This is a genomic window from Nocardia sp. NPDC058518, from assembly GCF_042719655.1.
In the GTDB taxonomy this organism is placed as follows: Bacteria; Actinomycetota; Actinomycetes; order Mycobacteriales; family Mycobacteriaceae; genus Nocardia.
In genome coordinates, this window is the sequence record NZ_JBHXNJ010000023.1 from 29,517 (window position 1) to 47,256 (window position 17,740).

Consider the following 17,740-nt stretch of genomic DNA (forward strand, 5'->3'; position numbering starts at 1 on the left):
AAAAACCCCACGCCATAACAACCCCCATCCCCCCGCCCCCCCGCCCGTCCCCCCCCCCCCCCCGGGGCCCCCCCGGCGGCTTCGACGATTCAGCCGACCGGGCTCAGATCCGCCCCGATGGGCGGGAACATCGACACCCCGCTGCGGAAGACCTCGGTCGCGGCGACCGAGTCGGCGGGCAACCGGGCCGCGGTCAGCGCCTGCGCCTTGAACGCCCGCGCGGCCACACTGAGCCGGTGCACCACCGGATCGACCCGATGCTCGGGTGGTGAGGACCAATCATCGCCCCAGACAACGACTTCCACTCCCCCGTCGCGCAGGGCCGAGACCACACCGCGGTGCGCGCGGGAGTCGCGACAGCACACGTCGCCCGCGATCGCCAGTGCGTGCGGTCTGCGGCCCTGCCCGTGCGCGGAGAGCACCTGGTGCAGGTCGACCAGTTCCGCACCGAGGATGCGTAGCGGTCGGGCATCGGAGATCTCGGCGACGAGCACCGACACATCCCAGCCCGCGACGGCGCGATCGAACAGCCAGCCCCCGGCATGCTCGACGACATCGACCACACTGGTCGCCACGACGTCGAGGCGATACCTCATCGCAGAGGGTCCGGGGCGAAGTCGCGTGTCAGCGACCTCGTGTACTCGGCGAACACCTCGGTCAGGGGTATCGAATGATCGAGCAGCCATGAGATCTCCATTCCATTGATGAAAGCGACGATCTCCACCGCCCGGATCCCGGGATCGAAATCGGCACGGTAGCGGCCGATTTCCTGGTTGTGGCGGATGAGCGCCGTGACGATGCCGACGGCCAGGTTCCATCTGTCCAGCATCCGGTCGTGCAGCGGAGCCTCGGGCTGGAGGTTCTCCACGAGCAGGACCGCGAAAGTGCCGACCAGTTCGGGAGAGCGCTGGATGCGCTCGGCGACCTTCTCGATCTCGGCGATCAGGTCCCCGCGCAGGTCCGCCTGCTGCAGGTCGTCGGCATCGCGGGCATCGAGCACCGCATGCAGCAGCTGGTTCTTCGAGGTGAAGTGGTGCAGCAACCCCGCCGGGCTCACCCCGGCCTCACGCGCGATCATCGCCAGACTCGTGTTGCGCCAGCCGTTGCGGGTGAGCAGACGCTGGGCAACAGTCACGATCCGCTGGCGGCGATCCTCTCCCTTGGCTAGTAGCGAGGCGTAAGGACGGGGAGAAGTCATGCGCGGCACCCTGTTCGACAAAACCTAGTGAACACACAGTAGGTTGGTTGGCTCGGTGTGACAAGGGTCTCATCCCCTCTCGATCCGGTCCACTGACGAGAATAGCGTTCTTGCGCGGCCGGGTGGATGGAATCGCGTTCATACGAAAAGTGCTGACCGATTGGCTCTCCACCTGTGATAACGTTATTTCCGCATTAGGAGAATCACATTGGAGGGCAGGATGCCGGTTCCCAGTAGTAGCGCCCCGCTGTACCCACCCGGCGGATTCGGCCCGCCCAAGGACCGGCGCGGCAAGGCGGCCGGCACCCTCGGGCTGCCCGCGGGCACGGAGGTCTTCTCCGCCGACAACCACATCTCGCTGGCGCACGACATCTTCTACGAGCGATTCCCGGAGAACCTCAAGGACCGCGCACCCCGGGTCTGGTACGAGGACGGCGCCTATCAGCTCGGCCGCAAGGGAAAGTCGTTCCTGCCCGGCGATTTCAGCCACGTACTCATGCAGTACGACCCCCTCGAAGGGTCCGGCAGCGCCAATCTGACCGCCCGCGGCGCCGATCTGCGCGCCGACGGTATCGCCAGGGAACTGGCGTTTCCCAATGCGCTGCTCGCGCTGCTGTTCTACCCGGACAAGGAGATCCGCGAGCTCTGTTTCCGCGTCTACAACGCCTATATCGCCGAGCTCCAGGAGCAGTCCGGTGGCAGCTTCTACGGTGTCGGCCTGATCAACTGGTGGGACGCCGAGGGCGCGCGCCGCACCTTGGACGAGCTGAAGTCGCTGGGACTCAAGACTTTCCTGCTGCCGCTGTCGGCGGGCAAGGACGACGACGGCGTGGTCATCGACTACGGCAGCACCGCGATGATCCCGGTGTGGGATGCCATCGAGGAGTCCGGCGTCCCGGTCTCCCACCACATCGGTGAGTCGCCGCTGTCGGCACCGTGCGAGGTCAACAGTGTCGCGGTCGGCATGATGCACAATGTCGCGCCGTTCCGGGAACTGTTCTCCAAGTATCTCTTCAGCGGCATCATCGACCGCCATCCCGGGCTGAGCATCGGCTGGTTCGAGGGCGGCGTGAACTGGGTGCCCGCGGCCATCCAGGATGCCGAGCACATGCTCGCCTCCTTCCAGCACATGCTGGACCGACCGGTGGAACACGACATCCGGCACTACTGGGACAACCACATGCGCGCCTCGTTCATGGTCGACCCACTCGGGCTCTCGCTCGTCGATCAGATCGGGATCGACCGGGTGATGTGGTCCTCGGACTACCCGCACAACGAGAGCACCTTCGGCTATTCCGAGCAGTCCCTTGCCGCGGTCGTCGCGGCGGTCGGGCCCGCGGCGGCGGCCCGGATCGTCAGCGGCAATATCCGCGATTTCCTGGGCGTCTGAGATGACGGTGTCCGGCACGGCCGCGCGGTCCGCGGCCTTCGAGATCCCCGATGTCCCCGACCGGGCGCGGATGCGGCGCGAGACCGGCGCCCGGTTGCGCGCGGCGATGGCCGCTCGCGGTGTCGACGCGCTGGTCCTGCTCAACAACACCAATGTCGCCTATGCCACGGGCGCGAACTGGCCGCTCGGCGATGCCGGGCTCTCACATGTCGAGCGTCCCGTCGCCGTGGTGGTGGCCGGTGATCCGTGGCCACATCTGTTCCTGCCGTTCCGGGAGGGCACCTCCGACGAGGCCGAACTGCCCGCCGATCACCTGCACGGACCCGTCTACCTCGAATTCGACGAGGGCGTGGACACTTTCGCGCGCGTGCTCGCCGAGCTCGTTCCGGCTGGGTCCACCGTCGCGGTCGACGAGTGCACCGGTGCGATGCGCCGGGCGCAGACCGCACTGTTTCCCGGTGGCGCTCCGACCGACGCCGCGCTGGTCGTCGGGGCGGCCAAACTGATCAAGACACCGGATGAGATCTCGTGCATGCGGATCGCCAACCGGATCACCGAGAAGGCCATCGCCGAGGTGCAGGCCGACCTCGCACCGGGGCGGCGCCAGATCGACCTGTCGGCCCGATTCGTCCGGCGCGCTTTCGAACTCGGCGCCACCGCGAACATGCTCGACGCCATCTGGCAGGTGATGCCGCAGTCCAAAGCCGAGGGCGTGTGGACCACCCACGGCGACCTGGCGTTGCCGCTGCTCACCACCGAGCGCGCCCTCGCGGCCGGTGACGTGCTGTGGACCGATGTCAGCATCACCTACGGCGGCTACTGCTCGGACTTCGGCCGCACCTGGATCGTGGGCGACGCCCCGAACGCGCGGCAGCAACGCCAGTTCGAGCGCTGGCACGAGATCATCACGGCGGTACTCGAGGTCACCCGCGCCGGTGCGAGCGCCGCCGATCTCACCCGGGCCGCGATCGCGGCCAACGGCGGCGTCAAACCCTGGCTGCCGCATTTCTATCTCGGTCACGGCATCGGCGTCAGTGCTGCCGAGATGCCGATGATCGGCACCGATCTCGGCGCGGAGTACGACGAGAACTTCGTGTTCGAACCCGGGATGGTGCTGGTGCTCGAACCGGTCGTCTGGGAGGACGGCACCGGCGGATATCGAAGCGAGGAGATCGTTGTGATCACCGACCAGGGCTTTTCGCCCCTCACCGACTACCCATACGACCCGTATGGGTACTGAGATCCTGCCCGACGAGCGCGCCCTGCGGCATGGACGGCGCGCTCGCGCACTGGCACAGATGCATGCCGACGATCTCGACATCCTCGTCCTGGGCAGGCAGGCCAATGCCCGCTATGTGGCGGGCGCCCCGCAGCTGTGGGTGGCGGGAACCCGGCCCTTCGGCCCCGTCGCCACCCTGGTGCGCGACACCGGCGCGGTGCATCTGCTCAGCACCTGGGACGAGGGCATTCCCGAGGACATCCCGCACGACAATCTCTACGGCCTGGCATGGAATCCGCTGACCACCATCGAGGTGCTGCGGCGTATCGATGGCGCGAGCACGGCCCGGCGGGTCGGCACCGACGCCATGTCGCCGACCTTCGCCCAGCTGCTGCCAGAGGCGTTCCCGCAGGCCGAACTCGTCGACGGGGAGCCGGCGATGAGCGCGGCACGGCGGATCAAGACGCCCGAGGAGATCCTCGCGTTGCGCCGTGCACTCGCCGTCGCGCAGACCGGTCTGGCGGCGTCGGTGGCCGCGCTCGCGCCGGGCGTGAGCGAGCAGTCGCTGATCGGGATCCTGCTCGAGGCCATGGCCGCGGGCGGGATCAGTACGCCCGCCTCGCAGGATTCGGCGTGGGTGACCTCGCGAGCGCATCCGTGGCGGCGGGCCGGCGCGGAACGACGTGCGCGTGCCGGTGATCTGGTGGCGTTCTCGGCGGGCATTCTCGGCGAGGGCTACATCGGTGAGGTCGGCCGCACCTGGCCGGCCGACGGTGTGGGCGATGCCGGGGTGCGTGCGCTCTACCGGCGCTGGGATGTGCTGTGGGACAGGCTCGTCGAAGCCTGTCGCCCGGGCGCGGTGGCCGCCGATCTGCTCACCGCCTACGACCTCGCCGGGGAATCGCTGCCGCCGATGCCGGTGGCCCGCGGACTGGGCATGGGCTTCGACGCCCCGGTCGTCTCGTCGCTGTTGCGGCGGACCGCCGAGGCCGAACGACTCGAACCAGGCATGGTGCTGTCGGTCACCAGCTATGTCTGGGAGCCCGGCGTCGGTGCGGTCTTCGGCCGTGACGCGGTCCTGATCACCACCGACGGCGCCGAGGTGCTCACCGACGCGCCGCACTGGCCGCACTGACCCGCAACATATTTCGAAGCGGGCCGCCTGCCGGGCGGTCCGCCTCGTCCAGGCAAAGGAGCCGTATCGTGCCCGGACCGGAGCAGCCGTCGGCGGAGGAGATCATCCGCTACGACAAAGACCCCGAAACCCGTATCGCCACCATCACTTTCGACCGTCCCGGCTATCTCAACGCCCCGACCAGCGCGGCCCGGCTGCGCTACGGCGACCTGATCCATCGCGCGAGCATCGACGACGAGGTCAAGGTGCTCGTCGTCCGCGGCGCCGGTGACGATCTCGGCAGCGGTGCCGATCTTCCTGAATTCCTTGCCACACAGCGGGATCCGGACCAGGGGCCGCGGCTGGCCGAGTACAAGATCGGCGCCGAGGAGGGCGTGCGGTACCCGCCCGCAGGGTCGTTCCGGCACGGCGCGTCGGTCAGCCAGTGGTATGCCAACGCCCAGGCAGGCTGCCGGAGCCTGCAGGAGTTCAAGAAGATCAGCATCGTCGAGGTGAAGGGCTACTGCTACGGCTGGCACTTCTATCAGGCCGCCGACGCCGATCTGGTGATCTCCAGCGATGACGCGCTCTTCGGGCATCCGTCGTTCCGCTACTACGGCTGGGGACCGCGGATGTGGACCTGGGCGCAGACCATGGGCTTGCGCAAGTTCCAGGAGATGGTGTTCACCGGCAGGCCGTTCACCGCGCAGGAGATGGCCGACTGCGATTTCCTCAACAAGGTGGTGCCGCGCGACGAGCTGGAGGCCGAGACCGCCAAGTACGCGCTGGCGTGCGCCCGTAATCGCCCCACCGACACCATCTTCATGCAGAAGGTCTTCTTCGAGATCATGAAGCAGCAGCAGGGCGAGTACATGGGCAGCCTGCTGAGCGGGTTCTTCGAATCGATGGGCGGGCACGTCCACGCCGACGACGAGCTCATGCTCGGCGATGCCTACGACAGCGGGCTCAGCGCCTCGGTGAAGGACAACGACGCTCGCTTCCCGCCGGAGTTCCGGCTGAGCAAATCAGCGCGCAAGGAAGACCGGTGAGTATTCCGGCCGCACCGCTGTCCGGGTGGACGGTCCTCGACCTGTCCACCGGGATCGCGGGGGCCTACTGCACCAAACTGCTCGCCGACGGCGGCGCCGAGGTCGTCGTCGTGGAGCCACCACGCGGTGCCGCGCTGCGGCGGTGGTCGGCCTCGCACACCCCGCCCGCGCCCGGTGGCGACGGGCCGCTGTTCACCTTCCTCAGCGGGGGCAAGCGCAGCGTGGTGGTCGATGTGCGGGCACCGGCCGACCGCGCGGTGTTCGACGGGCTGCTCGCGGCCGCCGATGTCGTGGTGTGGGAACCCGGTTCGCCGATCGCCGACGATCCCGCCTGGTCCCCCACCGCGCTGCGGCGCGCGCACCGGCACCTGGTGGTCACCGCGATCACGCCGTTCGGGCTCGACGGGCCGTGGGCGGGCCGGGCGGCCACGGAGTTCACGCTGCAAGCCTGGTCCGGCGGCATCATCGGGCTCGGGCGCGGGGCACCGGAGCGGGCGCCGGTGGCCGTCGGCGGACGGATCGGCGAATGGTTCGCCGGTGCACACGCTTCCGTCGCCACCTTGACCTCGCGGCTGCGCGGCAGCGCGGGTGAACTGATCGACCTGTCGATTCTCGAAGCCCAGATCCTGGGGCTCACCTACTTTCCCGTCACCTTCCACGACGCGCTCGGCCGTCCGTTCCGTACCCGGCGGCAGCGCAGTGTGCCCGGTATCGCGACCGCCGCCGACGGCCTGGTTTCGGTGGGGTGTGGGACCGTGCAGCAGTGGTTCGACCTGTGCGCGATGGTCGGGCACCCCGAGTGGATCGACGAGGACACCGACGCCTCGATCACCGAGCGTGCCGCCGCCAAGGCACCGTGGATCTACGCCTGGCTGGCCGGGCAGACGGTCGAGGTGGTGCAGGATCTGGCCTCGGCCTTCCGGATTCCCAACGGACCGGTCGCCGACGGGGCGAACGCACCGAAAATGGACCATCATCTGGCGCGCGGGTCGTTCGTGACCGATCCCCGGGACGGATTCGTGCGTCCCGGTCCGCCATATCGTTTCGATCCCCCGCTGCTGCCGGAGCCCGGTCCGGCGCCCTGGCTCGGCGAGCACACCGAGCACTTCCGCGCGCCGACCGACCGTGTCTCCCGAACCCGCAGTGGCACAACCGAACAGCTGCCCTTCCAGCGGATGCGGGTCCTCGATCTCACCACCTTCTGGGCGGGTCCGTCGTGCACGCACTACCTGGCGATGCTCGGCGCCGAGGTGATCCATGTGGAATCGGCGGCACGGCTCGACGGCACCCGGCTCATCGCGGGCGTGCCCGTCAGCGAGGACCGATGGTGGGAGAAGTCGCCGATCTTCTCCGGGCTCAATACCGGCAAGAAGAGCATCACCCTCGACCTGGCCGACGAACGCGGGCGCGCGCTGCTGGCCCGGCTCGCCGCGAGCTGCGATGTCGTCGTCGAGAACTACACCCCGCGTGTGCTCGCGCAGATCGGGCTGGACTATCCCGCCTACCGGGCGCTGCGGCCCGACGGAATCATGGTGCGCATGCCGGGTTTCGGGACGACCGGGCCGTGGCGCGACAATCCCGCGTTCGCCTATGTCATCGAGGACACCTCGGGCATCAGCTGGCTCACCGGCCACCCGGACGAGAATCCGGTGCAGCCCTATTCGATCGGCGACCCGAACGCCGGGGTGCACGCACTCAACGCGCTGCTGCTGGCCCTGACCCACAGGCGCCGCACCGGCGCGGGCACCCTGGTCGAAGCGGCCATGGTGGAAGCCGCGCTCAATGTCGCCGCCGAGCAGGTGGTGGAGTACTCCGCGAACGGGGTGGTGCTGCACCGGGACGGCAACCGGGGCCCGGTCGCGACGCCGCAGAATCTGTACCGGGCCGCGGGGACCGACGAATTCGGTGGCCCGGACTGCTGGGTGGCCGTCGCGGTCGCCACCGACGGGCAGTGGCGCAGGCTCCGGGAAGCGCTCGGCACACCGTTCTGGATGCTGGATCCCGCGCTGTCGAGCGCGGCGGGCCGGCGAGCCCGGCACACCGAGATCGATGCCAGGCTCGCGGCGTGGTGCGCCGACCGCGACAGCGACGAGATCGTCCGGATCCTCTGGGGCGCAGGGGTTCCCGTGGCGAAGGTGATGCAGCCACACCGCCAGACCGACATTCCGCAACTCGCGTTCCGCGGCTTCTTCGAGGACGTCGCCCATCCGGTCAGCGGAACCGCCCGGCACAGCACGGTGCCCGCCCGCTTCTCGGCGGGACCGTACCGCTTCCATCGCGCGCCCGCGCCGCTGCTCGGCCAGGACAATCTCACCGTGCTCACCGGCCTCGGTCTGGACGCCACCCAGATCAGCGAACTGATCACCGCCGGAGTAGTCGGCGGACAGCCTGCGCCGCGAAAGCAGTTGGCCTGACCCGGATCTCGGGGCAGGCCAACGATTCTCGCGAACAGTGCCGGACTCGGCGGTGAGCTCCGTCAGCGGGTGGTTGCGGGCAGGGTCTCCCAGCCGCGCACGGTGGAGGTGGGTGAGAGGCGGGCGGCGGACAGGTCGACGTCCCATTCCGGGAAGCGGCGCAGGATCTCCTCGAGCGCGATCCGCCCTTCGAGTCGGGCCAGCGCCGAGCCGAGGCAGTAGTGCGTGCCCGCGCTGAAGGACAGGTGTGGGCGGGCGGCGCGGTGGATGTCGAAGACGTCGCCGTCCGGGGCGAACTGGCGCTCGTCGCGGTTGGCCGCGCCGAGCAGCAGCATCATCACACTGCCTTCCGGGACCACCCGGTCGTGCAGGGTGAAGTCGCGGGTCACGTAGCGCGCCACATGTGGGGCGGGCGGCTGGAATCGCAGCAGTTCCTCGACCGCCGCGGGGATCAGGCCCGGATCGCCGACCAGTTGTTTGCGCTGATCGGGATGCTCGGCCAGCACCTTGCCCGCCCAGCCGATCAGGCGGGTGGTGGTCTCGTTGCCCGCGCCGGAGACGACATTGACGTAGGTGAGCAGTTCCTCGCGGGTCAGGCGCCGTTCGACGCCCGCCGCGTCCTCGAATTCGACGGTGAGCAATTCGGTCATGATGTCGTCGGAGGGGTGTTCGGCGCGCCAGTCGATGTAGGCGGCGAAGAGTTCACCGCCGGACATGCCCTCCGAGGCCGCCTTCATCGGCTGACCTTCCTCGGTGCGCATCTGGTCGTTGGCGAAGTCGCGGATGGCTTCCTGATCCTGTTCGGGAATGCCGAGCAGCAGCCCGATCGTGCGCATCGGCATCTGCGCGCCGATATCGGCGACGAAATCGAGCCGGCCGGTACCGATCAGCGGATCGAGGCTGTCGGCGCAGAACTGACGGATCTGTCCCTCGAGTGCGGCGATCTTGCGGGGCGTGAACATCCGCGACAGCAGCCTGCGGTGGATGTCGTGGACCGGTGGGTCCTCGAAGATCAGCACGCCGGGTGGAATCGGGATGTTCGCCTTGATCAGTTCCAGGATGGCGCCGCGCGCCGAGCTGAAGGTGTCCTTGTCGAGCAGCGCGGCATTGACGTCGGCGAACCGCGATACCGCGTAGAAGTCGTGGGTCTCGTTGTAGAACAGGGGAAGTTCGTCGCGCAGCCGCTTGAACATCGGGAACGGGTCGGCATTGAGCTCGACGTCGTACGGGTCGTAGAACACCTCGTCGGTGGTACTGGCAGTCATCGGATCGCCCCTCACGGCACTAGGAATGGATACGTCACCAGGTGACGGGTAGCGAATACAGGCCGTAGGCCAGCCGGTCGTGCTTGAACTCGACCTCGTCGAGCGGAATCGCCAGGCGCAGTGTCGGAATCCGGCGCACCAGCGTCCGGAACACGATCTGCAGTTCGGCGCGGGCGAGCTGCTGGCCGACGCACTGGTGCGGGCCGAATCCGAAGCCGAGATGGTGTGCCGCGGGCCGGGCCAGATCCAGCCGGTCGGGTGCTTCCCATTCCCGCTCGTCCCAATTCGCCGGTGCAAGGTCGAAGATCAGGCCGTCGCCGGCGTGGATCGTCTGACCGGCGATCTCGATGTCGGCCACGGCGATTCGGCGCTGCCCGTTCTGGATGATGCTCAGGTACCGCAGCAGCTCCTCGACCGCGTTGGTCACGATCGTGGGGTCCTCGGTGTCGCGCAGCAGCGCGAACTGTTCCGGGTTCTCCAGCAGCGCGAGGGCACCGAGGGAGATCATGTTGGCGCTGGTCTCGTGACCGGCGATCAGCAGGCCGGTGCCGAGCTGGGCGGCTTCGCGCATATCGATCTCACCGGACCGGACCCGCTCGGCGATGTCGGAGACCACATCCTCGGCCGGGTCGTCGAGCTTCTGCTTGATCAGGTCGACCAGGTAGCGCGCCAGCCCGGCGCGGCCGGCGGCGGCTTGCTCCTTGGTGGCGAACCGGTCGACATTGACGCTGGCGTGCTTCTGGAAGAACTCGTGATCGTCGTAGGGCACGCCGAGCATCTCGCTGATCATCAGCGTCGGCACCGGCAAGGCGAGCGCTTCGACCAGGTCCGCCGGTTTCGGCCCGGCCAGCAGCCGGTCCAGGTGCTCGTCGGTGATCTGCTGGATGGCCGGGCGCAGTCCTTCGACGCGTTTGAAGGTGAACGGTTTGGTGAGCATGCGCCGGTAGCGCTGGTGCTCGGTGCCGTCGGTGGTGAAGACCGATTTCGGCCTGCTGCCGACGATCGCCAGCATGCCCTCGTTCCAGTGCGGGAACCCGGGGCGATGATCGTCGACGCTGACGCGCGGATCCGACATGAGCTGCTTGTACTCCGCGTACCCGGTGACCAGCCAGGGGGTGCTGCCGTCCCAGATCCGGACGCGGTGCAGCGGGTCGGCGCGGCCGAGGCGCAAGGTCTCGGCGGGCGGCGCGAACGGGCAGCCCGGCGCACGGAGCATCGGGTACTCGGGTGCTGCCGCGGTGGCGGTGGTCTCTGCCGGTGTTTCGGACACGGTGTCTCCTTCGGTGGGCGCCGCGGCGAAGCCGCGGGCGCGCGATCATTCCTCGATGTGGATGGCCATGGCGGGACACACGGCGGCGGCTTTGCGCACGTCGTCGGCGAGTGCGGCCGGTGGCTCGGCGTCGAGCAGCACGACGATGCCGTCCTCGTCGCGCTGGTCGAACACGGCGTCGGCGTGCATCACGCAGTGGCCCGCGGCCACGCACTTGACCTGGTCGACTGTCACCTTCATCGGGACCTGCTCTCCTGGGGGACGGGATCTGCCCGCCCTTCGATCAATTCCTGGCGGCGAATCCTGGCCTGTTTGGCCATGTTCCAGCCGAGGACCGCGGTCACCGCGCCCTCCTGCTCGTACCGGACGACGAAGCGCCCGTCCTCCGGGTCGCCGTCCACCACCTGGGCCGTCGCTTCCCGGGTCACCGTGCCGTGGACCTGGATCTTCGTGCCGAACTGGTCGGTCCAGAAGTATGAGATCGGCGCGTGTGGGCGCGGGGTGCCCGCGATGGCGGCGGCGACGACCGCGGCCTGTTCGGTGGCGTTGGTCCGGTTCTCCCACCGGACCTCGCCGAGCGCCGGGTGTTGCCAGCGGGCGACGTCGCCCGCGGCGTAAATCTCTTCGGCGGCACGGCAATACGCGTCGCAGACGACACCGTCGCGGATCGACAGGCCGCTGCCTTCGAGCCAGCCGGTCACCGGTGCCGCGCCGATCGCCACGACGACCAGGTCGGCGGGCAGCACGGCACCGCCCGCGAGCGCGACTCCGGTGACCTCCCCCTTGCGGTCGGTCAAGCCGTCGACCGCGGCACCGAGTTCGAGGCGCACACCGTTGTCCCGGTGCAGCGCGCCGAGCCGAGCGCCCACCAGGTCACCGAGCTGACCGGCCATCGGTGCGGACAGTGGCCCGCACAGGGTGACATCGCGGCCGAGTTCTCTTGCGGTGGCGGCGATCTCGCTGCCGAGGACGCCCTCTCCGACGACAACCACCCGCTGGGCGTCGTTCAGTCCGCCTCGCAGAGCGAGCGCGTCGTCGAGGGTGCGCAGGACGTGGACGCCGCGCAGGCCAGGTGGGCCGGGCAGGGTTCGCGGCGTGGCGCCGGTGGCGATCACCACGTGGTCGGCGGTGATCGATCCGCCACCGACCCGCACGGTCCGGTTCGCGGCGTCCAGGGCCAGTGCTGGTGAGCCCAGGATCAGTTCGAGGTCGAGCCCGGCCAGCAGCCGGGGCGGACGCAGCAGCGTGCGTTCGGCACGCCACTGTCCCGACAGGATCTGCTTCGAGAGCGGCGGCCGATCGTAGGGCAGGTGCGGTTCGGCGCCGAGCAGGGTGATCCGGCCCGGAAAGCCTTCGCGCCGAAGGGCTTCCGCAGTGGCAAGGCCCGCCGCCGACGCGCCGACCACCAGCACATCGGTGCCGCGCTTCATCGCGCACTCCCCTGCTCGGCGGGTTTGCGGCGGCGCAGCGGTTTACCCGCCACGGTGCCGCCGTCGATCGGCAGGACGGTGCCGGTGACGTAGCGGGACAGATCGCTGCCGAAGTAGACGGCCGCTTCGGCCACGTCCTCGGGTTCACCGTCGCGCTGCAGTGGACGGTCGTCACGCATGGACTCGCGGACCATGCGGGTGAACTTCTCGCTCACGCCGCTGGGCATCCGGTCTGCCGAGGAGGCCAGCAGCGGCGTCGGGATGCTGCCGGGGGCGATGCAGTTGACGCGGATCCCGTACTGCGCCAGCTCGATCGCCGCGGATTTGGTGAAGTGGATGACCGCGGCCTTGGAGGCGCGGTAGCTCTGCACGCCGCCCCCGGCCTGGATGCCGCCGATCGAGGACACATTGATGATCGACCCGCCCTCGGCCGTGGCCATGTGCGCGGCGGCGAAGCGGGTACCGGCCATCACGCCCAGCAGGTTCACCCCGAGTACCCGGTGGAAGTCGAGCAGGTCGTCGTGCAGGAAGTCCTTGTGCATCACCCCGGAAATGCCCGCGTTGTTGCACATCACGTCGAGCCGCCCGAAAGTCTCGACACCGCGGTCGACCAGCCGGCGCACCTGCTCGGGGTCGGCGACGTCGGTCTCCTCGAAGACCGCGGCGGTGCCGTAGCCCGCGATCGAGGCGCGTCCCCGTTCGGCGTCGACGTCGCCGACGATCACCCGGGCGCCCGCGGCGACGAAGCGCGCGACGATCGCCCCACCGATGCCGGAGGCGCCGCCCGTCACGACGGCGACCCGGCCTGCCAGTTCGTCGGTCATCCGTTCTCCTTCTCTGATCTGGTCATCGCGCCACGACCGGCGCACCCGCGGGCTGTTCCGCCGAATCGGCTCGGCGAGCAAGGAAATCCAGTAGCAATGTGTTGACCGCGGCGGGCTGCTCGAGCTGGGGACAGTGGCCCGCGTCCGCCACGACCGCGCTCGCGCCGCGGGGCACCCGCTGCGCCAGCTCCCCCGCCCAGCCCGCGGGCAGCAGCTTGTCGTCTGCCCCTTCGATGAACAGGGTGGGCGCCGTGATGCGGTGGTAGGCGCGATCACTGGACGGAGTCGTCGGCGCGTCGGCGCCGGGACGGCGGAACCGCGCGGCCGCCAGTGCCTCCCAGGCGCCCGGCTCGACACTGGACTCGTAGCGGCGCCGGACGTAGCCCACGTCGGCGGGATAGGCGCCCGAATGGAACAGGGCCGCCACGATGCGGCGCATGCCCTCGGGGGTCGCGTCGTAGTCGTAGAGCGCGTCGACGTGCTCGTTGCGCTGGATGTCGCCACCGCCGCAGATCGCGACCAGGCTCCGCGCCCGCAGCCGTGGCCGTGCGGCGGTCTGGTCGACCAGCAGGTTGATCGCGCCCATCGAGTTGCCCACGAAATGCGCGGTGTCGACGCCGAGGACGGCCAGCAGAGCGGCGAGGTGGCGGATGCGCAGCCCGCGCCCGTCGGTGAAATCGACGACCTTTGCCGAACGGCCGTAGCCGAGCATGTCCGGGGCGATCACCCGGTGGTGCCGGGCGAGCGTGTCGACGGTGTGTTCCCAGCCGAGTGCGGCGTCGGCGCCGAACTCGCCGCCGTGCAGCAGGACGACCGGTTCGCCGGAACCGGTGTCCAGATAGGCGGTCTCGTGTCCGTCGACGACGAGACGGCGGTAGTCGACGATCACGAGGCCCGCCCCACCCGCTCGATATCCGCGACGGGTGTGCGCTCGACCGCCGCGACGTCGACAGGCTCAACCGCCGTGACGCGCTCGACTGCCGCGACAGGGACGCGTTCGACGACGTGCACCTGCCCCGGCACCGCATGGGTCTCGCCGGGTTCGGTGAGCAGCCGGATCTCCCGCATACCGAGGTCGTCGAGGATGTCGAAGGCGGACTGCAGATCACTGTGACCCACCGGATGTGCCTGCGGCGCAGAGGATTCCCTACTGTGGCCACTCGCTCGGAGCGTGTCGCCGATCGCGGTGGCACCGGCGCGCACATAGATCAGCACACCGCAGCCCGCGTCCACGATCCGCGCGATCGCGCCGTGCAGCGCGTCACGGCAACCGCACGCGCGCGACCCGAGGACATCGCCGATGAGGCATTCGAAGTGCAGCCGGACCAGGGGCGCGCTCGCCCGGGCGGGGTCGCCGTGGACGAAGGCGACGTGTTCGCGGTCGAGTCCGTCGGTGAACCCGATGGCCCGGAACTCCCCGGGCGGCACCGGAATACGCGCGGCACCGTGGCGGGTCACCCGGCACAGCTCGCGGCGCCGGTAGGCGACCAGCTCGGCGACCGAGACCATCGGGAACCCGTGGGCGCGGCCGAGTTCGGCCAGTTCCACCCAGGTCGGATATTCGCCGTCGGCGCCGGTGATCTCGCACAGCACCCCGGCGGGCCGCAGCCCGGCGAGTTCGGTGACATCGACAGCGGCTTCCGGGATCTCGGGGACCTCGAGGACCCCGTCGGCGGCGGTGCCGAGCGGGAAAACGTTTCCCGGCCTGGTGAATTCGGCGGCATGGGCATCGACCGAGGCGAGGGCGCGCACGGTGGCCGCGCGCTGGGAAGCGCAGATCCCGGCCGCGCCGGCCAGACCGACCGAGACCCGGTAGCGGGATCGGTCCGGACTGGTGCCCGCCGGATCCGCGGGCGGAACGGCGAGGGCATCGAGGGTGGCGGCACGCAGGGCGACCTGCACAAGACCGCAGCCCAGACCGCTCAGCACGGTGATCGCGGCGGCGGTGACGTGTTCAGCGGCCAGCACCAGATGTCCGCGGACCCCTTCGGCCGCCGGGTCGGCGACGATGATCATGCGGCCCGCCCGCAGCGCGGTCAGGGCGGTGGACACCGCCAGATGCCCGGTCTCCGTGCGGTTCTCGCTCATGACAGGCCGCCGCCCGCGGGGACGAAAGACAGCAGCTGTCCGGCGAGCATGTCCAGCTGCGCCTCGATGCCGGTATCAGTGAGCGCGCCCTCGGCGTCCCAGATCGGTTCGGCCGAGTTGATGGCCACGCCGAGGGGTGTCGGCCAGGCGCGCAGGGCGTGGCCGATCACGCGCAGCTGGCCGAGCGTGCCGACCGCGGCCTGCCACCCGTAGGCGCAGGTGATGCAGCCCCACGGCTTGTTGTCCAGGTACACGGTGGTGTCGGCGCGCATGTCCTCGATGTAGTCGAGGGCGTTCTTCACCAGGCCGGATACCCCGCCGTGGTAGCCGGGTGACCCGACGAGCACGGCGTCGGCCTGCCGCAGGGCCTCGACCAGAGCGGCCGCGCGCGGGGTGCGGTCCGGTTCGTGCGGGCTGTACATCGGCAGATCGATGTCGGTCCCACTGAACAGTGCCGTGCGCCCACCGCGCCGCTCCACCGCGGCCAGGCAGTGCCGCAGCGCGCGTTCGGTCGAGGAGTCCTCGCGCAGGGTGCCACCGATGCCGACGACGAACGGGCGTCCGTCGGCGACCGGCGTGGCGGCGGTCGCGCTCGTCGTGCTGACAGTCATGGTCTTCGACCTCGCTTACTTGATCGCAATGGGGTTCAGGGGTGACCCGACCGCGCCGATGACGCGCAACGGCGGTGCGACGAGCTGGAATTCGTAGACCCCGTCGGCGGCGCAGTCGGCGGCCAGCGCGGAGAAGTCCCAGTACTCGCCGAGCATCAGGCCCATGTCACGCAGGCAGAGCATGTGCAGCGGCAGGAAGGTGCCGTCGACGCCGGAGGCCGGGTCCTCGACCATCAGGTTGTCGGCGGCGACCGCGGCGACCTCGTGTTCGTGCAGCCACAGCGCGCAGGTCCAGTCCAGGCCCGAATACGGTTCGGCGCCGTCGCGGGCCTCGAGGTAGCGGTCCCACCAGCCGGTGCGCACCAGCACGATGTCGCCGGATTCGATGGTGATGCCCTGGCGGGCGGCGCATTCGTCGAGTTCGTCGGCGGTGATGGGCGCGCCCGGTGCGAGGTAGGTGTCCGCGCCGCGGTAGCGCACCAGGTCCAGCAGCACGCCACGGCTGGTGATGCCTTTGCCGTCGACCTTGTCGATGCCGCAGTGGAAGGCGCCCTGGCTGGTCACCGATTCGGCGGGGAATCCGTTGTAGAGCTGGTCGGCGTAGTAGACGTGCGACAGCGCGTCCCACTGGGTGGCGGCTTGCAGCGGCATGATGATCATGTCGTCGTTGAAGCGGAACGGATTGTCGGCGAAGAAGCTGCTCAGTTCGCCTGCGACGCTGTTGCGCAACCACTTCGGGCCGTATTCGGCCAGCGTCTTGGCATCGCCGCCGTCGACGGTCATCACGTGCAGGGGGTTCTGCCGGAACTGGAAGGCGCCCTGCGGGCCGCTGGAACCGAAGTCGATCCCGAGCGGGAAGACCTTGCCGTGGCGGACGAGTCCGGCGGCGGCGGCGATCTTGGCCGGGGTGATGAAGTTCAGGGTGCCCAGTTCGTCGTCGGCGCCCCAGCGGCCCCAGTTGCGGACCCGCTCGGCGAGGGAGTGGAAATCGGTGAGAGTTGCCACGGCGGTGGATTCCTTCCAGTTATCGCGGGGTGGCCGGGGCGGGGCCGGCCAGTTCGTTCGCCAGTCGCGCGGCGAGCGTGCCGCCGTCGACCCACAGCACCTGGCCGGTGATGTAGGCGGCCGCGCGGCTGTTGAGGAACAGCAGTGCCGTGGCCTGCTCGGCCGGATCCGCGGAGCGGCCGAGCGGTTTCGGGATGCTGTCGAGGTACTGCGAGCCGTAGGCGGTGCGCAGCTGATCCAGGATCGGGGTGTCGGTGACGCCGGGCCCGGTGCAGTTCATCCGGATGCCCGCGGCGGCCAGGTCGGCCGAGCGCCGCATCGTGTAGAGGATCAGTGCCTCTTTGGCCAGGCGGTAGCCGCCGCCGTCGGCGACGATCCCCGGATGCTGCGCGCACCAGGCCAAACCGTCGGCGAACGAGGTGGTGTCGAGCAATCCCGCGGTGTCCCACCGGTTCTCGTGGTAGGCCGATGCCGCGAGGGAGGACACCGAGACGACCGCCGCACCGGGCGCCATGCCCGCGACGATCGCCTCGGTGAACTGGCGCAGACCCAGGAAGTTCACCGCGACCACCTGGTGTGGGTCGCCGATGCCCGAGGACACCCCCGCCACATTGAACAGCGCGTCGACCGTGCTCCCGATCCGGGTGAGCGCGGCGTCGACGGAGGTGGGGTCGCCCTGGTCCATCGCGACGAATTCGTCGAACACGTCGTCGCGGCCGGGTTCGCGCAGGTCGACGCCGACGACCCGCGCACCCAGCCGCGACACCTCGGCGGCGACGCACGCGCCGATGCCCGACGCGCAGCCGGTGACCACCACCCGCTGCCCGTCGAATCGGCATCGCTGCTCGAAGGTCTCCATCGCC

At 69.6% G+C, this 17,740-nt stretch carries 17 protein-coding genes; 5 read left to right on the top strand and 12 right to left on the bottom strand.

Annotated features, from left to right (window positions below; genetic code table 11):
- Window positions 1-89: 89 nt before the first annotated feature.
- Window positions 90-596, bottom strand: coding sequence for a hypothetical protein (locus ACFWPX_RS30325; protein WP_378931214.1), 507 nt, complete (start codon window positions 594-596; stop codon window positions 90-92).
- Entirely contained in the window at window positions 593-1,198 is a 606-nt protein-coding gene (locus ACFWPX_RS30330; protein ID WP_378931216.1) for a TetR/AcrR family transcriptional regulator, read from the bottom strand. The genes ACFWPX_RS30325 and ACFWPX_RS30330 overlap by 4 nt, the downstream gene beginning before the upstream one ends.
- Window positions 1,199-1,418: 220 nt before the next feature.
- Between ACFWPX_RS30330 and ACFWPX_RS30335 the strand changes: the two genes are divergently transcribed.
- The 5 genes from ACFWPX_RS30335 (at window position 1,419) to ACFWPX_RS30355 (ending at window position 8,384) form a co-directional block, all read left to right on the top strand.
- Entirely contained in the window at window positions 1,419-2,588 is a 1,170-nt protein-coding gene (locus ACFWPX_RS30335) for an amidohydrolase family protein (protein ID WP_378931218.1), read from the top strand.
- 1 nt (window position 2,589) lies between these two features.
- On the top strand, window positions 2,590-3,828 hold the full coding sequence (locus tag ACFWPX_RS30340; RefSeq protein WP_378931220.1) for a M24 family metallopeptidase: 1,239 nt from the start codon (window positions 2,590-2,592) through the stop codon (window positions 3,826-3,828).
- Complete coding sequence (locus ACFWPX_RS30345) at window positions 3,818-4,942, top strand: M24 family metallopeptidase (protein ID WP_378931222.1); 1,125 nt, start codon at window positions 3,818-3,820, stop codon at window positions 4,940-4,942. Before ACFWPX_RS30340 ends, ACFWPX_RS30345 begins: the two co-directional genes overlap by 11 nt.
- Window positions 4,943-5,010: 68 nt before the next feature.
- Window positions 5,011-5,970 (top strand): enoyl-CoA hydratase/isomerase family protein, encoded by a 960-nt coding sequence (locus ACFWPX_RS30350; RefSeq protein WP_378931225.1) that lies wholly within the window; start codon window positions 5,011-5,013, stop codon window positions 5,968-5,970.
- A 2-nt stretch (window positions 5,971-5,972) separates the two neighbouring features.
- Entirely contained in the window at window positions 5,973-8,384 is a 2,412-nt protein-coding gene (locus ACFWPX_RS30355; RefSeq protein WP_378931352.1) for a CaiB/BaiF CoA transferase family protein, read from the top strand.
- Between the two features lie 62 nt (window positions 8,385-8,446).
- Here ACFWPX_RS30355 and ACFWPX_RS30360 read toward each other — a convergent pair whose 3' ends face one another.
- From ACFWPX_RS30360 to ACFWPX_RS30405, 10 genes are all read right to left on the bottom strand, one after another.
- Window positions 8,447-9,649: a cytochrome P450 gene (locus ACFWPX_RS30360; protein WP_378931227.1), complete on the bottom strand. Its 1,203-nt coding sequence runs from the start codon at window positions 9,647-9,649 to the stop codon at window positions 8,447-8,449.
- A gap of 34 nt (window positions 9,650-9,683) precedes the next feature.
- On the bottom strand, window positions 9,684-10,865 hold the full coding sequence (locus ACFWPX_RS30365) for a cytochrome P450 (protein WP_378931354.1): 1,182 nt from the start codon (window positions 10,863-10,865) through the stop codon (window positions 9,684-9,686).
- Window positions 10,866-10,964: 99 nt separating this feature from the next.
- Window positions 10,965-11,159 carry a ferredoxin gene (locus tag ACFWPX_RS30370; protein ID WP_378931229.1) on the bottom strand — a complete coding sequence of 65 codons (195 nt, stop codon included), beginning with the start codon at window positions 11,157-11,159 and terminating at the stop codon, window positions 10,965-10,967.
- Complete coding sequence (locus ACFWPX_RS30375; protein ID WP_378931231.1) at window positions 11,156-12,349, bottom strand: NAD(P)/FAD-dependent oxidoreductase; 1,194 nt, start codon at window positions 12,347-12,349, stop codon at window positions 11,156-11,158. The genes ACFWPX_RS30370 and ACFWPX_RS30375 overlap by 4 nt, the downstream gene beginning before the upstream one ends.
- A complete protein-coding gene (locus ACFWPX_RS30380; protein WP_378931234.1) occupies window positions 12,346-13,173 on the bottom strand; it encodes an SDR family NAD(P)-dependent oxidoreductase in 828 nt (275 codons plus the stop codon). Before ACFWPX_RS30380 ends, ACFWPX_RS30375 begins: the two co-directional genes overlap by 4 nt.
- A 22-nt stretch (window positions 13,174-13,195) precedes the next feature.
- Window positions 13,196-14,059 (bottom strand): alpha/beta fold hydrolase, encoded by an 864-nt coding sequence (locus ACFWPX_RS30385; protein ID WP_378931357.1) that lies wholly within the window; start codon window positions 14,057-14,059, stop codon window positions 13,196-13,198.
- On the bottom strand, window positions 14,059-15,261 hold the full coding sequence (locus ACFWPX_RS30390) for a 3,4-dihydroxy-2-butanone-4-phosphate synthase (protein ID WP_378931236.1): 1,203 nt from the start codon (window positions 15,259-15,261) through the stop codon (window positions 14,059-14,061). The genes ACFWPX_RS30385 and ACFWPX_RS30390 overlap by 1 nt, the downstream gene beginning before the upstream one ends.
- Window positions 15,258-15,872, bottom strand: coding sequence for an NADPH-dependent FMN reductase (locus ACFWPX_RS30395; protein ID WP_378931238.1), 615 nt, complete (start codon window positions 15,870-15,872; stop codon window positions 15,258-15,260). Before ACFWPX_RS30395 ends, ACFWPX_RS30390 begins: the two co-directional genes overlap by 4 nt.
- A gap of 15 nt (window positions 15,873-15,887) precedes the next feature.
- Window positions 15,888-16,877 (bottom strand): cyclase family protein, encoded by a 990-nt coding sequence (locus ACFWPX_RS30400; protein ID WP_378931240.1) that lies wholly within the window; start codon window positions 16,875-16,877, stop codon window positions 15,888-15,890.
- Window positions 16,878-16,896: 19 nt separating this feature from the next.
- Window positions 16,897-17,736, bottom strand: a complete 840-nt coding sequence (locus ACFWPX_RS30405) for a coniferyl-alcohol dehydrogenase (RefSeq protein WP_378931242.1) — start codon at window positions 17,734-17,736, stop codon at window positions 16,897-16,899.
- Window positions 17,737-17,740: the final 4 nt, after the last annotated feature.

Coding starts and splice junctions, on each gene's coding strand:
- ACFWPX_RS30335 (WP_378931218.1), top strand. CDS start 1,419: ATGCCGGTTCCCAGTAGTAGCGCCCCGCTGTACCCACCCGGCGGATTC.
- ACFWPX_RS30405 (WP_378931242.1), bottom strand. CDS start 17,736: ATGGAGACCTTCGAGCAGCGATGCCGATTCGACGGGCAGCGGGTGGTG.
- ACFWPX_RS30360 (WP_378931227.1), bottom strand. CDS start 9,649: ATGACTGCCAGTACCACCGACGAGGTGTTCTACGACCCGTACGACGTC.
- ACFWPX_RS30340 (WP_378931220.1), top strand. CDS start 2,590: ATGACGGTGTCCGGCACGGCCGCGCGGTCCGCGGCCTTCGAGATCCCC.
- ACFWPX_RS30370 (WP_378931229.1), bottom strand. CDS start 11,159: ATGAAGGTGACAGTCGACCAGGTCAAGTGCGTGGCCGCGGGCCACTGC.
- ACFWPX_RS30380 (WP_378931234.1), bottom strand. CDS start 13,173: ATGACCGACGAACTGGCAGGCCGGGTCGCCGTCGTGACGGGCGGCGCC.
- ACFWPX_RS30330 (WP_378931216.1), bottom strand. CDS start 1,198: ATGACTTCTCCCCGTCCTTACGCCTCGCTACTAGCCAAGGGAGAGGAT.
- ACFWPX_RS30325 (WP_378931214.1), bottom strand. CDS start 596: ATGAGGTATCGCCTCGACGTCGTGGCGACCAGTGTGGTCGATGTCGTC.
- ACFWPX_RS30395 (WP_378931238.1), bottom strand. CDS start 15,872: ATGACTGTCAGCACGACGAGCGCGACCGCCGCCACGCCGGTCGCCGAC.
- ACFWPX_RS30390 (WP_378931236.1), bottom strand. CDS start 15,261: ATGAGCGAGAACCGCACGGAGACCGGGCATCTGGCGGTGTCCACCGCC.
- ACFWPX_RS30375 (WP_378931231.1), bottom strand. CDS start 12,349: ATGAAGCGCGGCACCGATGTGCTGGTGGTCGGCGCGTCGGCGGCGGGC.
- ACFWPX_RS30345 (WP_378931222.1), top strand. CDS start 3,818: ATGGGTACTGAGATCCTGCCCGACGAGCGCGCCCTGCGGCATGGACGG.
- ACFWPX_RS30365 (WP_378931354.1), bottom strand. CDS start 10,865: ATGCTCCGTGCGCCGGGCTGCCCGTTCGCGCCGCCCGCCGAGACCTTG.